This window comes from Chryseobacterium soldanellicola, from assembly GCF_900100115.1.
Taxonomy (GTDB): Bacteria; Bacteroidota; Bacteroidia; order Flavobacteriales; family Weeksellaceae; genus Chryseobacterium; species Chryseobacterium soldanellicola.
In genome coordinates, this window is the sequence record NZ_FNKL01000004.1 from 72608 (window position 1) to 88510 (window position 15903).

Sequence of the window (15903 nt, forward strand, 5' to 3'; positions counted from 1 at the left end):
TTTTAAAACAATGAAAAAAAGAATCGTAATTCTGGGCGCAACAGGAACAGTTGGAAGTAAAGTAGCAGAGATCCTTCTAAACCAAGGTCATCAAGTAATCGTTTTTGCAAGAAGTATAGAAAAGCTTGGACAATTGCGCAGTTTGGGAGCAGAGATCGTTAAAGGCGATGTGAATGATGTTGATATGCTCACCGCTGCGTTCAAAAATGCAGACACAGCCTTCCTGATCTTACCTGATAATGTGAAAGCTGAAAATACAAGAGCATATCAAAGAAAGGTAACAGGGAATTTCATAGAGGCCATTAAAAGGTCAGGAATCAAATATATTGTCAATATGAGCAGCCTGGGTTCTCATATGCATGAAGGAAACGGGATGATGGGCGGCACCGGAGAGCAGGAGGTCAGACTGAATCAATTGGAAGATGTCAATGTGCTGCATATCCGCTCCGCTTATTTTATGGAAAACTTTTTGAGAACTATACAGCTTGTCAAAACTAAAGGGATCAACGGGACCGCTGCGGATGGGGATCATTCTATTCCGATGTTCGCTACAAAAGATGTAGCAAAGATTGCAGCACACCATCTCGCCAACCTTGACTTTACAGGCAAGAGCATCCACCCGGTAATGGGGCCCCGGAATTATACCATGAGAGAATTTACCTCGATCATCGGGAATGCCGTCGGAAATCCGGAGCTGCCATATGCTCAGATTCCTTTGGAGCAGGCAAAAGAGATATTTTTGGGCAACGGCTTTACAGAGGATTTTGTAGACAATTTGCTGGAAATGGCAACAGGCATCAAGGAAGGGATCTTCAACTATCAGAAAAGGGATAAAAATTCAACGACTTCCACCACCGCTGAAGAATTTGCCAAAGAAGTATATACTGAGGCTTATCATCAATAATCAACAACCATTAAATAACATAACAATGAAACTATTAGAAAATACCCAATTAAGAAATCTGACGTTAAAAAACAGAATGGCCATGTCTGCCATGACGAGAAGCCGTGCTGATCAAGACGGTATAGTAGGACAATCTACCGTTACATACTATACCCAGAGAGCCACTGCAGGTCTTATTTTCTCTGAAGCCATCCGGATCAGTGAAGATGCAACAGGAAGTCCCTTTACACCAGGAATTTTTAACGATGAGCAGATCAATGCATGGAGAAAGGTAACAAGTTCAGTCCACGATAATGGCGGAATTATCATTGCCCAGTTGTGGCATACCGGCCGTGCAGGACATTCTGTTGACAGGCATGGGAAAATACCGCTGGCTCCGTCTCCACTTCCTATTAAAGGGATGCAGCATTTTACCAGCGATGGAATGAAAGAATATGAAGTTCCTCAGGAAATGACGACAGAGGAGATCCGGCAGACCATAAAAGATTATGGACAGGCCTCTAAAAATGCCATTGAAGCTGGTTTCGATGGAGTAGAGCTGCATGCCGCAAACGGCTACCTTCCCAATCAGTTCCTGGCTGAAAGTGCCAACAAGAGAACAGATGACTATGGGGGAAGCCATGCCGGCAAAGCCCGGTTTATAGTAGAGGTGATGGAGGAGCTGATCAACGCTGTCGGCGGTGATCGGGTCGGTATTAAAATTTCCCCTTTTCATCCGTACGGAGATATGATTTTAGATAACCCCGTTCAAACTTATACTTATCTGATTGAACAGCTAAAGAGGTTGGATATCGCCTATGTCGAGCTTATGAGGAAGAGTCCTGATTTTCCTTCACCCGCACATTATCCTGAAATCAATGATATGGAATTTTTCAGCGCGATGATCAAACATCCGGTGATTGCCAATACAGGCTACGATAGGAAATCTGCAGAAGCTGAACTGATAAAAGGCAATGCAGAGATGATATCTTTTGGAACTTTATTTTTGGCCAATCCGGACCTTCCAAAAAGATTCGAAAAAAACACCTCGCTTAATGAGCCGGATCGTGCAACCATGTTCGGAGGAGATGATCGTGGCTATATCGATTATCCCTTTTTGGAAAAGCAGATCAAATCCAGAGATGATCAATAATACGGACCATCCAAAAAGCAGTCCTGAGAAATAAAATGGTTCTCAGGACTGTTAATTGATAGCATTTGTGATCTGCCTTAAAAATGTGGTGTATCCAGAATGGCAACCTTCATTTCAATTAATGTTACTTTATCTGACCGGATGAATTCGGCTTCTTCTGTAATAGAAATAATCTAATGAGAGCAAAACACCCCGGTATCATTGGCAAAACAGCTGTCCACATACCGGGAAAGTAGTATTTTCCAGTCGTTTTATAGTAGTAATTAGGCATATTTTCTATGACAGAACCTGCAATCGAGTCGGTGATGGGATGAGGATCATTCGCTAAAAGATCAGGTTTGAGCAAAGGAAAAATAAAGTGCGAAAATTCAGCGACACCAGGGCCGATGAAAATAAACCAGGCTACAAATCCGGCAATCGGAATTCTGTAATATAAACCCAAGGAGGTCAGCGTATAAACAGTAGGTCCTACCAGCGCAAATACCATCAGGAAACTTTTTTCACTCCATGGAATTCCGAATAGGCGGCTCATTGCGAGAGCGAAGCCCATCTGGTACTCCTCAATAATATGTATCTGCAATGCGGCTACCGTAAGAACAAAAAGCGGTAATATCACTGATGAACTGACAGGATTCTTTAAATAAGTCTTATACCAGCAAATGAATGCGATACATGCAGAGCCACCGACGATAATGACGGGTGGAAGCCCGATAGAAAAATACCCGGCTATTGGGGCAACAATGGTAATAACGAGTACTACAGCAACGCTGAGTTTTTGATTAAAGAACAATGGATGGATCATAGCGGTATGAATTTTTGGCCAAATTACATATCCGCTTAGAGCCTGCATTTATCAAATGATAAAATCTCTATTTCACCCTTCGAATCCTGCTCAAGGACACTTGGGTAATTCCCAGATAGGAAGCGAGGTCGGCCAGACTTATTCGCTGTAGGAGATGCCCCTGATCTTTTAAAAATCTGTTATATGCAACAACTCCCGTTTCCTCCAGCGAATGGCTCACCCGGCTCATCATTTCAATAACTGCCATAGAAAGGAGCTTGCGGTAAAATGTTTCGATCTGATGATACTCCTGACATAATGTTTGAAGATCATCATAGAGAATATAGCTTACCATAGAATCTTCGAGTGCTACAATATCATAAATGGAAGGTTTTTGTTGAATAAAACTATCCAACACTGAAAACACATTGCCTTCCGAAAAGAAGCGCATCGTAAATTCCCGGCTGTCAGTAGTCAATAGGGTTTTTACAAGCCCGGTATTTAAAAAGTATATTTTATTGCAGATCTTCCCTTCCTCTACAAGAATGTCCCCTTTTTTATACGCTTGTTCCCTTATTTTAGAATGTAATGAACTTCCGGATTTTTCATCCAAGCGGCAATGATGTTCTATGAATTGAAAAAAATCTGATGGTTTTGGATCGGTTGGACTTATCATTTTGACAGTTACTTTATATTTAAAAATAGCTAATTTAATTATACTGTTTAAAACGCTCTTACAATTTAGGAAATTGAATTGCCAAACAATATTACAGAATAGGTGTGACAATAATTTTGAACCCGGTCTTAATGGATAGTATTAATTGAAGCATATTATTTTGATTACGAATGCTGACGCACCAGACATCAGGTATCGGTATGGATTTTGGTTTGTGCTAGCAAAGCAGATCAGTTCCTTAATATTTGTGAACTCAGGATTTGATCACCACTAAACCAAAATATCATTATTATGAAAAAAGCATCATTGAAAACCATTGCAGAAAGAATGAAGAACCTTGATTTCTGTATGATGGTCACGCAGGACGAAAAACAGGTCTCCCATTCAAGGCCTATGAGCAACAACGGTAAAGTTGAGTATGACGGCGACTCCTGGTTCTTTTCCTATGAGGACAGCCATAAGGTCGACCAGATCATGAAAAATCATCATGTCAATCTTATATACCAGACTGATGATATGTTATTTATCGAATGTACCGGTACAGGTGAAATTATTAAGGATAAGGACACACTTAAAGAAAAATGGGTTGAAGACCTTGACCAATGGTTTCCGGAAGGCGTCGATACTCCAGGCATCTGCCTGATCAAAGTGCATGCAAGCAGGGTGCGATTCTGGCATAAAGAGGAAGAAGGTGAATACACCGCATAGTCTTATGTTATTATTCATGAACTAAAATGGAATAGAGAATCAACCTATTGAATAACACAAATCCCGACGAATGTCGGGATTTGTCATGAAATTAAAATTTTAGTATGCTTTATCTAATCACCTTTTTTATGGTGATGAGGTTTCAAAGCGGTTTTGTTTTTTGGAGTCTCCTTATTATCTCTCTGGCGTTGGTCTAATTTACCTGTTGACTCCGCCACTTTTTTTGGACCTGGCTTAATTCCCATTGTAAATAAATTTAAAGGTTAATATTGTAAATCATCCATATTTAATGCCAATCCTGTTTAGATTCCATATATTACTTCGATTACAGTATTAGAATATTACACTTCCATCGCCTGTGCTTTTTACTTTGATGTTCTAAAATTCAGCAAAATTACCGACAGTAGTAAAAGACCAATTCCGATTCCGATGAACGAACCTTGGGCTAAGTCTGGTAATTTTACAAAATGGGTGATGATTTGTGAAGTTGCGACTGTAAACGTTCCAACTATCATTAAAATGAGGCCATTTCTCTTTGGTGTTCTTTTCATTTTTTCATTTTTTAAACTTTGGATATAAGTCGTGAGTTATACTTTCCTGTTACAATTCTTAAATCGTTTTTTCTTTGCACCTATATGCATTTGTCTTCAATTCTATGGTTAAAATTCTTAATTAATTAAAAGAGTTTAGATCATATTTTATGTACTTGAATTTAAAATAAATACATTTCAACGTTCGACAATCCCTTTTTGGCTTCCTGATTTCCTAATATCATCCTTTGTCCCCTTGATGGAAATTCCGCAGTGGATTACAGTAAAGTAGTGCGAAACTTTGACAAAGAAAGATGTTGAGTCTTCTAATTTCACAGACTTTTGGTCTGTTGAACACAAACTTTCTGTTTCATTCTGACAAAAGGTAAGGAGCTTTTGGAGATTATTTGGAAATCTTTAATAAACCTGGACATTTATGGCATAAGATTTTTATAATCAGCGGAAGGTTTACAGAATCGAATTATTTTACTTCGTCTAGTAAAAGTTATAATTATAAATTTGATATTTCTTAGTTATTGTGGGGTGAAATGCAATAATACACAACAGAATATTTGCATCAAAATTAAGCAACTGAATACAAATAGTGCTAGTTATTAAAGAAAAATTTTATCTCCGCAGTTTATTGTTTCACGTTTGTGGAAGTATGCATAAAACAGAACATAAAGAAGGTATTAGGATTTCTTTACTGTGCAAATCAGCAATAAAATGTTCGGAATGTGTACAATTTATAAAACCTTCCTATTTTTTATTATACTTTCATATATACAATATCTTTCATATTTTACACTGATTTAAACCCTAACTAATTATTTTCAGAAAAATCTTACATGGAAAACAATGAAAATTTATCAATAGCAAAATCTAATGGCGATAAACTTATCAAGTTTATTGTTGCAAAGAAGTTTATTTTTTACAGACATCTTATTTGCGTAGTTGCAGTACTGACTTTTTTTGCGATTGGAAAGATTCCAGGAGAGTACGAAGGAATTTATGATCACCTCGAATGGTTAATGACAGCAGTATTAATTTTATTAATGCTTTATATCAATATGTATTTTTTAGTGCCTAAGATAATGTATAAAAAAAAGCTAACAAATTATCTTTTAGCATTACTAGGGTGTGTCTTTGTCTTCAGTTGGCTATTTTATATTGTACATTTATTTGTTTTTGAAAATCATAGGAACAAGACTTTGGAAAATAAAGATTTGGTTTTTATAAAAGCCCTTTTATTTTTCTACATTCTTCTTCCTGTTATAATGAGCACAACTGCAATAAAATTTTTGCAGCAATGGATGGGTGATTCGATAAAGATTTTTGAACTTGAAAAAAAATCAATGACGAATGAGCTCGCAGCGCTCAGAAATCAGATCCGTCCACATTTTGTATTTAATATGCTCAATACCATTAAGGTTATGACTAATCATAATCCAAAGGAAGCTTCTTTGGTCATTGACAAATTATCCGATTTTCTAAGATATCTTCTGTATGAAGATAATAGGATAGTAACCTATTTATCAAGGGAGATAAAATTTCTACAGGACTATTTGTCTCTGGAAAATTTAAGGAGAGATGATTTTGATTACAGTTTTAAATATTGTGAGGAAGATATAAAAGGAATTAAATTGCCAGTAAATATTTTATTGATATTAGTGGAAAATGCTGTTAAGCATAGTGCCAATGCTTTAGGGGATTCCTATATACATATTAACATTGAAAACCAAGATAATTATTTTCATTTTCAAATCACCAACTCTTTATCATCTCAAAATTTATCTAACGATATAGCGGGTGGTATCGGACTTGCCAACCTTCATAGAACACTTGAACTTTTATATGGAGATAAATTCTTTTTTGAGGCAAATAACGAAGAAAATGAATATCGAGTGTCATTAAAACTTCATTTATAATTGTTACAGTTTTTGGGGCAGATTACACAGCCATACTTTAAAATTTCATCACGTTATATAAACCATTACGTCCTGATCATTCTAAAAATTATAAGTACTAAACTGTATGTATTCCAGATATACTTTGTTAAACAAATCCATTATTTTCCAATATAAAAAAATCGTTATAAATTACTAGAGTATTTATTATTTAATCAGGTGAATAAAATTTGATATTTTGTTTCTTGCAGTTGAAATTATAATTCAATAGATAGTTGTCTTTCAATACTGTTCCTTTAGGAATAATGTATAGTAAAATCCAAATTACGTATAGTTTTTAATTGTTAATATGTTAATATATAGTGTGTTACCATTACCCTGTCTTTCAGTTTATTTATTTGTGTTTTTTAGAAGAGAAAATCTTAGTATTTTTTAAAAAAAAATATGAGATCTTATAAGGAATTTTATGAAGCATTTGATATTACAGAAATCAAAAAGACCTTCAACGGTGATTTTGATAATTTTATTAATGCCGGTATCGAATGCTGTGACCGTCACTGCAATGATCAAAAGATTGCCATTTATCATTATTCTGCAGCTGGATCAAAGTCTGTTATAACGTATAAAAAACTGATGGAAGAATCATCCAAAGTAGCTAATTTTCTATTGTCTCAGGGTATTGGAGCTGGGGATGTGATAGCATGTATGTTGCCTAGGATTCCCGAACTCGTTTTTATCATGGTTGGAGCATGGAAGGTGGGAGCCGTCTATCAGGCATTATTCGCTGCTTTCGGTCCGAAGGCAATACAGCATCGGATCGAAAGTAGTGACGCTAAAATGCTATTTACTGACAGTAACAATAGCACAAAATTAACAGATTTAGCATTGAAGACTAAAATCTGCGTAGTTACAAATGGAGATAATGACCAAATATTCTCTGGTTACCTAAATTACCGAGATGAGATCTCAAAAATGGAAGGTTTTTTTAAGCCTGTTGAGAGAAGGGGTAGCGATGCTTTCTTGATGCTTTCAACCTCAGGCACGACCGGACTTCCTAAAGCTATAGATATTCCTTTAAGTGCTATGGCATCTATCAAAGTTTATATGGAATTTGGCATCGATTTGAGAAAGAATGATATTTTTTGGAACCTGGCAGATCCAGGCTGGGCTTATGGCCTATACTATTCTGTAACTGGACCATTACTGCTTGGCAACTCTTTCATACTTTCCGAGGCTAGTTTTAGTGCGGAGGAGACATTCAGAATTATTAGTGAGTGCAAAGTATCCAATCTTGCAGGATCTCCGACTGCATTTAGGTTACTTATGAATGCGGTCAAGGAAAAGTATGTGAATATAAGTAATAACAGCCTGCGCATCATAAGTAGTGCAGGGGAGGCTCTGACTAAAGATGTTATTATGTGGTACAATAACACTATGGATGTGAACATTTTTGATCATTATGGACAGTCTGAAACTGGAATGATAATTAATAATCACCATGCTTTGGATCATAAGAAAATTGATGGAAGTATGGGCGTTGAAATGCCCGGTTATAAGGTAGTGATTTTGGATGATAACTATCAACCTGTGTCACCGAACGTTCCTGGAAATTTGGCTGTTGACATTTCTAAGTCACCCCTTTTCTGGTTCAAAGGTTATTCAAGATCTGAAACGGAATCATTGAAGGGTATATATTATCTCACGGGAGATTCTGCTGAACAGGACGAGGATGGGCTATTGACCTACATTGGTAGGATAGACGACGTTATCACGTCATCAGGATATCGTATTGGTCCTTTTGACGTTGAGAGCGTTATTCTTGAGCATTCATCCGTAGCAGAAGCTGCGGTAATTGGGAAACCTGACAACGAACGTACAGAAATTGTAAAGGCATTCATAGTACTTAAGCATGATTTTAAAAGTTCAGAAGAATTAAAGATCGAGATAAGTACCTTTGTTAAAAAGCGACTTGCAGCACATGCATATCCTAGAGAGATCGAATTTGTTCCCAAACTACCTAAAACCCCGAGTGGGAAAATTCAAAGATTCATTCTTAGGCAGCAGATGTGATATAGCAATAGATGATAAAGACTGATCCATTGGAAATGATCTCTCCGTTATCTAAAACTTTGTTAGTTAGAACCGATTCTCCTTTACATGGAGTAGAATCGGTTGAACTTTCACTTTGCATTTTTATATCTTTTGAAATCTTTATAAGAAGCAAACATAAAAATTATGATCACACATTGCTTTCGATTAAGACGATTAAAAATTGCTTTTTAATAAGATAACAGCTGGAATAATTTTTTAGATAATCAATAGCAAGATCTTATTTATGAGAGCTTTTCAGCATTGAAAACGGATTGAATGAAATGCCAATATTGAAATAAAACGTTGGATCTGGCTTGAATTCATAAATATAGTCTTTAAAGACATCTTGTTTTTTTAATATTCTGCCAGATGCAATCATCTTTAGACCAGTTTTTGCTGTTAAAACAAAATACTTTCCGATTCCTTGCTCATATACCAATCCAGAATTTATGTCCAGCTGCCGGTACTCGTAAGTTTGTTTACTGCCATCCAATTTATAGAGGTAGAACTGTGTTCCATCGAGATTTGAACCCAAAGACAGTCTAGCATTGTCAGTAATATAGGTCCTGACAAATACACTTTGTGGAAAGACAAAATCTAGAAAGAAATCTCGGGTCAGCTTGTGCTCATATGTAAATAGTGGCATAAAAGGAAATATTGGATTTCCGGGATCTAACCCCAATGCCGCTCCAACCGTCATCTTGGTCCTATCATCAGATCTCAATACCATTGAGGCCATCACAAATCCCTTGATCCTTTCAGGTCTCCTGTCACTACCGTCCAATACAACACTTGCGGTATAGATAATTTTTTTATTGAAAAGGGTAGAAAAATAATTTACATTAGCGGACGAACTGAAATAATGAAAACTGCGGTCAAGCGAGAACGTATCCTTTTCCGTCTTTTCAAGATCAAAATCCAAATTTGTTTGTCTATAACCAAGAGTGCCGTTAAATAGCCATTTCTTACCAGCGAGAATCGGAACATTGGCATTGAAATTTAATTGTCTGAATTTGTTTGCACGATCAAGTGACTTTATTCCTTCGTTTGACGTGTTTCTAAATGAAAAAGGAGGAAGGTAGGTATAGGACAGATCTATAAGCCTTGCTTGGGCAAACTTATCTGCGACAAATATCACAGCACTTTTTCTCAGATCTGTGCTATCGATTGGGTTATTCCTTTGCGCAACTAAAGTACTTAGGGGAGCCAATATTAAAAAAAAGTTTGTCGTCTTGATCCATTCTCTCATTTTCATTCTATATCTTATTGTTTTGCGAATTAACAAAACTTAGTTCAGCAAAAAATAGATACTATACGAACCCACCTATATTTTATACAAAATATTTAAAATGATTTTCAGCGACTAAATTTCAAGTATAAAACAGATATCGAACAAATATACATTCCGATCACTATAATATTTATTAGCAGCAGAGTTGATATAGAAATTTATTGGTTTGGTATAGTAAAAAAAAATTTGAAGTTATACCAACATATATTTGTGCAAATAGTTTGAACATGAGGAGATTTTTTTTAGGCGCATCAATAATATTTGGTTTGTCGTCGACATCAGCACAATTACATCTTGGTGCAAAAACTGGGGCTAACCTTGCAAAGATCGATAGTGAATCTTTTGATGACCGTTTTAAATTAGGCTATCAGTTGGGTGGATTTGCCTATTATGATTTTTCAAATAGTCTAGGTCTGCAAGTTGAGGTCCAATTCAATCAGTCAAACACAAAAGTGGAGGAGCGTTATTCCTCGGTACTAACAAACACTTTCGACAGAGGAAAAAGACTCAATTATGTTTCCGTACCTGTCCTTCTGCGCATCAATAGTTCTGGCTTGATAACCTTTGTCGGAGGACCACAATTTAGTTTTCTTGCTAATGGTGAGGAGGGGATACTTGATAATTCCAAAAGGCTTTTTAAAAAGACGGATTTTGGAATGGTCGCCGGTGCTGAGATCAATTTTAGGCCACTATTTATCTATGCGAGATACATATGGGGGTTTTCGAGTATTAGTGATATTGGAGATAAAGCTCATAGTCGACAGATACAGTTAGGTCTAGGAGTAAAAATCTTCTAGATTTCAGTATAGTTTAGTTAATAGAGATCCGTCCCCTTAATATATGGACGGATCTTGTTTTGCGTACTGCAAAACAAGATATTTTCTATCGGATGTGAATGTTTTTGTTGTGCAATTGATAAAACAGCTGGCTTTTAATGGAACTTTTTATTTGTTCAACATTGCCACTATCTTTAAGCCAGAAATGAATCCTTATTTTATAAGTATTATTTGAAATCTCATCGAACAGGACAGATGGTTTGGGAAAGGGCAGAACAGAATCCTCTCTTTCAAAAATTTGAACGATCGATTGCTCAAGCTGAAGAGGATCGATTTCTGTCTCGATATTATAAGGAAGTTCTATTCTCCTCCTGTTGTTTGTGTACGACCAATTGGTAATGTCCTCTGACAGGATAGTTCCATTGGGGATGATGATCTCAGCACCTTCATCAGTTTGTAAGGTACTAGTTCTAACACCCATTTCCTTAACCCTTCCAGATCTACCATTGACCTGAACATTATCACCGATTTTCAAAGGTCTCTCAAATAATAAAATAATACCGGAAATAAAATTGTTCACAATATTTTGGAAGCCCATACCAACTCCCACACTTAGAGCACCCAGCACTATAGTGATCTTATCAACTGGAAGTCCAGAAGCTGCTACAGCGATCACATAGCCCAAACAAATAATTAGCAAACGTGTAATGACCAAACTGGATTGTTCAAATTTATCATCCTCCTCCTCAATTCCGGTTTTACCGAATACATATCCAATGTGATTTTTTAAGAAGTGTGCCAAAAGAACAATGAAAACAAAATAAATAATGCTGCCAGCTGTAATATGAATGCTTCCGATATTTATAGGCATAGACATGAGCACATCAATAATGGACTCAACTGCCACCAGAAGATTAAGATTATTAATAAAACCTGCGGTACAAAAGAAATAGATTACAAGATTTAGAGGCGTTGTTAGATTTTTCTCCATCCGAGAGGTATCGACGTGGTTCTCGTAATGTAGTTTGACTCTTCTATGGATCATTTGTAGTTTTAAGAGGTTTAAAAAAGTACCCTTAACGATGAAAAGAGTGACCAATTGTAAAATACAAACAATAGTAGCATAGGTGATGTTATATGCGATCAGCATTCTACCAACTAAAATGCATGCTAAAGAAAAGACCATTAGAATAATGGATAAAAATGCTATAATGCGGTATCTCCTTCTGAAATTTTGCAATAACTCTTCTTTTAAGATTACATAGCTTACCAATATTGAAACAGCAACGTTGATAAAAGACAATAATACTTTATAGAGTAAAGTGCTGGGGTTATTATTACAAATCATAATAGCTAAATAGATCAAAAGAGAACCGATGCAATACCATATAAAGCAACGCCTTTGCTTTCGATGCAGCAAATAGAAAAACATCGTTACTGATAATAATACTATAAAAAAGTGGTAAAACGATGGAGTGTTAATATCCAATAGAGGTATTAAATTGATAGCCAGGAAAAAAATGTTGGCGAAAGGATGTGTGAGGATGTTATGGAGAAGGTACGATTGAAAAGGACTTTGGTAAAGATTGTCTTTTACAGATTGTATTTTTCGACGAGTCCACCAATAGACAGTGAAGATGGTTATAATCGGAAATACTGTAAATAGAAATAAATTCTCTTTGATATATAAGCCTACAATTTTCGTACTGATCTTAGATTGGCTCAATGAAATTTTCTGATCCTCCTTATTATCGTCGTGCAGATCCGTTTTTTTGAACGATGTTATATTGCTTTCAAATAAACGCTCTGTTGATTGTCTCTGAAGATCTTTGATCTTTATATTAATTACAGATAGTTGCATACTTTGCTCATCGATTAATTTTATTTTTTCAGCGATGATACTGTCAGTATTTTGCCATTTTCTACGTAGCGGTTGAAGTTTATCTATATTTTTAGATCCTAATTCATCTGCCATCTCCTTGAGGATCGTATCGTCAGCAATTTCGTAGAGCGATTTACGTGCAGACCTAAACAGAGTATCTGATCTGCTATTGACACGTTTTATCCTATCTCTTTGCTCATCGGCATTTTTCAGTATTTTCAGATAAAGTTGAAGGTCTTTCGGATTAATTGGCGTCTTAAGCTTAAATGAGGAATCAATTGTTTTCAATGTCTCGATCATCGAGACCATATTTTCGGTTTTTTGGAAATTCTCGGGAATAGAGATTTCCGCTTGTATTTCACTGATCTTTAAGAATGCATTTTCAATATGACTAATATAAGTTTTCATCTTAATGTCACTTATCTCTCTGATGGAAAAAAGACCGGATGATCGTAGATATTTATTGTCATTTTTGTTTTGCGCCTGTGATTGATTATTTGCGGCCTGAAAAAGTATTATGATGAATAGTAAATATTTTGCATTTAGTACTCCAAGTACATAATTTTTATATTTCATATAATAGGTTTTTAAAACATTGATGCGGAATAACCACTGGATTATCCCGCATCAAGTTCTTGGGTTTTTTGTTATTTGAAATTTTTAATAATTTCAGTAATGGTTCATTTAAAAGGATATATTTTTACTTTTACGTTTTCTTTAACAGAAGGATTGTCAATGGTCTGTGCTTCGAAAAACTCAGGGGCAGAATCTTTTTCAGTCCATTTTACTAGAGCTTTAAAGAACTCATTTTGGTTTGTTGAAGCACCTAGTCCAAAAAAAGAATGGTCCAGTCCGGGATATAAAAATAATCTGGAAAATTCTGCCGTTTTCTTGTATGATCCCATTGTTGCAACTAAGGTATTATAATACTGTATGGAGCCCTGTGGTGGAATCATATTATCTGCAAGGCCATGTGTAATAATTAATTTGCCGCCGTTATTTTTAAAAGTGCTAAGATCAGTATTAGAGGTCTGATAGAGATAGGAGTACTGCTCAACAGATTGAATAAATAGTTTCTCAAATTCATTAATGTCCACAGTACCAAGATCGAATTTAGGATCTCCGATCAAAAAATACTTTACCCAATCATCAATTAGTCCGTTAGGTATCGCTTTTAGAGGAATTCCTGAAGTAAAAGCATAATCTGAAAGATTACTTCCCTTGGTCAACCCATACCACAAAAATTCGCCCCTTTTGGTTTTTGGTCCCTCCCAGATCTGTCGTACTACGTCAGCATCGGCAATAGTAAATAGATCGTTGCCAACCTTTGTTCCCACAAACTCCTGAGGATCCCATTTACATTTCAAAGGATCTTCGATCACACCGTCTATTACACCATCCTTGTCATCCCAAGCTTTAATTACAGCCTGGGTAACTGCTGCAAGCTTTTCTCTGGATACATAATGCTTTGCATCGTTCATGACGGCAGTAGGCCATAAAAATCCAAGTAAGAAGTGATTCCAATAAATAGCGGGGCAAGCAGCAATGACCCCGTTGTAATCCAGAGGATATCTCTGTACTGATTCCATGGCCTGTCGCCCCCCATTGGAACCTCCCACAAAATAGGAATATTTCGGAGTGTTTCCATAGTACTTCTCGGTAATAATCTTGCCTAAGGTCGTCATATCATGAATAGCGACATGTGAAAAATTACGAATGGCCTGCCAATCAAAACGGTTATTTTTTTCGTCAAATGCGAACGTTCCCCTCGCATCAGGATGACCTCCATCTGTACTTCCTGTCGAGAATCCTTGTGTCACGGGTTGATTTAATGATTCTGAAGTACCTCCTTGGAAACCTCCTCCGCCAGTACCTTGGAAACGTCCATTCCATTTATCTTGGGGTAAAGCTAGAAAAACAGTCACACTATCATTGAAAGGTGGATGGTTGACTATGGCTGTAACACGACAAGAATTATCGCTTGACTCTCGCTTTGCAAAAATAATCTTGGTATTAGGCACCTTGAATTGTATCAGGTCCTCACATTGGCAGGTGGGCATGATGTTCTTGTAGATCGGTTCAAATTGGTTTGTCGTAATTTTTTCCGACTGGCCAGCAGGTCTTTCAAATATTTTCGAATTAATTGACTGATTAATCTCTATTTTTGTGATCTCGCTCGATAGAAATAATCCTGCTACATTGTTGTTTGATAATAACCTGTAAGGATATTTGATGTTCTGTATTTGACGATAATCATCGTATTGGCTGATCATCTCTTTTTTAAGACCAAATGAATTTAAAATTGTTATTGATTTTATCAATAGATAGGTTTTCCTGTTGAAATAATACAAGGATTCTACACCTGCAGGGCTGGTCAATCTGATTTTCACCAATTCAGCTCCATCTGATCTTTCGCTGCCTAAGGTCTCAGCTGTATACCCAAGATTCTTATACTTCAAAAGTAAACCCATAGTAGAGAAAATTTTATCTTTTCCGGCAGCATACTTTGCATCTGGCATGTTCTGTGTGGATTTGTTACCACTTATAAGGTTTGAAATAAATGCCTCTTTTGGATTATAAGTTTCTGTTGTTTGATATATATTACCCAAATTTATCTCACTCCTGTAGCCAGTACCGATCAGTATTGTTTCATTGGACGTGACCTTCATCCCATTGATCTCGGATTGTCTTTCAATTGACATTGATTTTATCTTGGAAAGGTTTGACCTACCTCCTACGGCGTCAATATACTGGTTGATGACCTGGTCGGTTGACTGGGCATATGACCGCTGCGATACTGCAAGTAGTACGATACTACAAAATAAATAAAATGTTGATTTCATATTTTTTTAAATTTAATCTTGATGTTTGCAATAGTAATTCCTTTACTGCGCATTTTAAAGATTACTATACAAAGCGTAGTTTTTCTTATACGTAATCGTTAAAACTAGCAAATACGAGAAAGATGGACCATTAAATCTCACCAGATTGATAATTCTGCGTCTTACATATTCCTTGTAAGACGGCGGATTTTTTGCAATGTTTTCAGCAATGTTAAATAGTTTAAAAAGACGATTATTTTCCAAGATTTTTATGATTGCTCACTTAAATTTTAAGAATGAATTCTCAAGTTTTTATAATATGTTCTTTCAATTTGGACATTCTTACTTCTTGAAAAAATGCATGCCTTTAAAATCTAATGCTGGATTCTAAATTTTAAGTACT

Annotated in this window: 12 protein-coding genes; 6 read left to right on the top strand and 6 right to left on the bottom strand. The window is 36.2% G+C overall.

Translation table 11 applies throughout. From position 1 onward, the window contains the following. The first annotated feature begins 10 nt into the window (after nt 1-10). On the top strand, nt 11-904 hold the full coding sequence (locus tag BLT04_RS14420) for an NmrA family NAD(P)-binding protein (RefSeq protein WP_089756503.1): 894 nt from the start codon (nt 11-13) through the stop codon (nt 902-904). Between the two features lie 25 nt (nt 905-929). Further along, a complete protein-coding gene (locus tag BLT04_RS14425; protein ID WP_089756504.1) occupies nt 930-2036 on the top strand; it encodes an alkene reductase in 1107 nt (368 codons plus the stop codon). A 124-nt stretch (nt 2037-2160) separates the two neighbouring features. Here BLT04_RS14425 and BLT04_RS19000 read toward each other — a convergent pair whose 3' ends face one another. Next, nucleotides 2161-2838: a hypothetical protein gene (locus BLT04_RS19000; RefSeq protein WP_185114307.1), complete on the bottom strand. Its 678-nt coding sequence runs from the start codon at nt 2836-2838 to the stop codon at nt 2161-2163. Between the two features lie 67 nt (nt 2839-2905). Then, on the bottom strand, nt 2906-3493 hold the full coding sequence (locus BLT04_RS14435; protein ID WP_089756505.1) for a Crp/Fnr family transcriptional regulator: 588 nt from the start codon (nt 3491-3493) through the stop codon (nt 2906-2908). A gap of 291 nt (nt 3494-3784) precedes the next feature. Here BLT04_RS14435 and BLT04_RS14440 point away from each other — a divergent pair, with 291 nt between their 5' ends. After that, nucleotides 3785-4201, top strand: coding sequence for a pyridoxamine 5'-phosphate oxidase family protein (locus BLT04_RS14440; RefSeq protein WP_089756506.1), 417 nt, complete (start codon nt 3785-3787; stop codon nt 4199-4201). A 113-nt stretch (nt 4202-4314) separates the two neighbouring features. On the opposite strand, the gene BLT04_RS19080 is transcribed toward BLT04_RS14440, so the two are convergent. Then, complete coding sequence (locus tag BLT04_RS19080; protein WP_262484152.1) at nt 4315-4446, bottom strand: hypothetical protein; 132 nt, start codon at nt 4444-4446, stop codon at nt 4315-4317. Between the two features lie 1133 nt (nt 4447-5579). On the opposite strand from BLT04_RS19080, the gene BLT04_RS14445 reads away from it, so the two are divergent. Both BLT04_RS14445 and BLT04_RS14450 read left to right on the top strand, forming a co-directional pair. After that, nucleotides 5580-6659, top strand: a complete 1080-nt coding sequence (locus tag BLT04_RS14445) for a sensor histidine kinase (protein WP_089756507.1) — start codon at nt 5580-5582, stop codon at nt 6657-6659. 423 nt (nt 6660-7082) lie between these two features. Then, on the top strand, nt 7083-8708 hold the full coding sequence (locus BLT04_RS14450) for an AMP-binding protein (protein ID WP_089756508.1): 1626 nt from the start codon (nt 7083-7085) through the stop codon (nt 8706-8708). 259 nt (nt 8709-8967) lie between these two features. Here the strand turns inward: BLT04_RS14450 and BLT04_RS14455 are convergent, their stop codons facing one another. Then, entirely contained in the window at nt 8968-9984 is a 1017-nt protein-coding gene (locus tag BLT04_RS14455; RefSeq protein ID WP_089756509.1) for a DUF6268 family outer membrane beta-barrel protein, read from the bottom strand. A gap of 263 nt (nt 9985-10247) precedes the next feature. Between BLT04_RS14455 and BLT04_RS14460 the strand changes: the two genes are divergently transcribed. After that, nucleotides 10248-10817: a porin family protein gene (locus BLT04_RS14460; protein ID WP_089756510.1), complete on the top strand. Its 570-nt coding sequence runs from the start codon at nt 10248-10250 to the stop codon at nt 10815-10817. An 85-nt stretch (nt 10818-10902) separates the two neighbouring features. On the opposite strand, the gene BLT04_RS14465 is transcribed toward BLT04_RS14460, so the two are convergent. Further along, the gene (locus BLT04_RS14465; RefSeq protein WP_089756511.1) at nt 10903-13254 is read right to left on the bottom strand and encodes a mechanosensitive ion channel family protein; all 2352 of its coding nucleotides are present in this window, start codon (nt 13252-13254) and stop codon (nt 10903-10905) included. 104 nt (nt 13255-13358) lie between these two features. Continuing rightward, nucleotides 13359-15521 (bottom strand): tannase/feruloyl esterase family alpha/beta hydrolase, encoded by a 2163-nt coding sequence (locus BLT04_RS14470; protein WP_089756512.1) that lies wholly within the window; start codon nt 15519-15521, stop codon nt 13359-13361. Nucleotides 15522-15903 lie beyond the last annotated feature (382 nt).

Excerpts from the sequence above, each read along its gene's own strand:
- BLT04_RS14420 (WP_089756503.1), top strand. The coding sequence starts at position 11 with ATGAAAAAAAGAATCGTAATTCTGGGCGCAACAGGAACAGTTGGAAGT.
- BLT04_RS14425 (WP_089756504.1), top strand. The coding sequence starts at position 930 with ATGAAACTATTAGAAAATACCCAATTAAGAAATCTGACGTTAAAAAAC.
- BLT04_RS19000 (WP_185114307.1), bottom strand. The coding sequence starts at position 2,838 with ATGATCCATCCATTGTTCTTTAATCAAAAACTCAGCGTTGCTGTAGTA.
- BLT04_RS14435 (WP_089756505.1), bottom strand. The coding sequence starts at position 3,493 with ATGATAAGTCCAACCGATCCAAAACCATCAGATTTTTTTCAATTCATA.
- BLT04_RS14440 (WP_089756506.1), top strand. The coding sequence starts at position 3,785 with ATGAAAAAAGCATCATTGAAAACCATTGCAGAAAGAATGAAGAACCTT.
- BLT04_RS19080 (WP_262484152.1), bottom strand. The coding sequence starts at position 4,446 with ATGGGAATTAAGCCAGGTCCAAAAAAAGTGGCGGAGTCAACAGGTAAA.
- BLT04_RS14445 (WP_089756507.1), top strand. The coding sequence starts at position 5,580 with ATGGAAAACAATGAAAATTTATCAATAGCAAAATCTAATGGCGATAAA.
- BLT04_RS14450 (WP_089756508.1), top strand. The coding sequence starts at position 7,083 with ATGAGATCTTATAAGGAATTTTATGAAGCATTTGATATTACAGAAATC.
- BLT04_RS14455 (WP_089756509.1), bottom strand. The coding sequence starts at position 9,984 with ATGAAAATGAGAGAATGGATCAAGACGACAAACTTTTTTTTAATATTG.
- BLT04_RS14460 (WP_089756510.1), top strand. The coding sequence starts at position 10,248 with ATGAGGAGATTTTTTTTAGGCGCATCAATAATATTTGGTTTGTCGTCG.
- BLT04_RS14465 (WP_089756511.1), bottom strand. The coding sequence starts at position 13,254 with ATGAAATATAAAAATTATGTACTTGGAGTACTAAATGCAAAATATTTA.
- BLT04_RS14470 (WP_089756512.1), bottom strand. The coding sequence starts at position 15,521 with ATGAAATCAACATTTTATTTATTTTGTAGTATCGTACTACTTGCAGTA.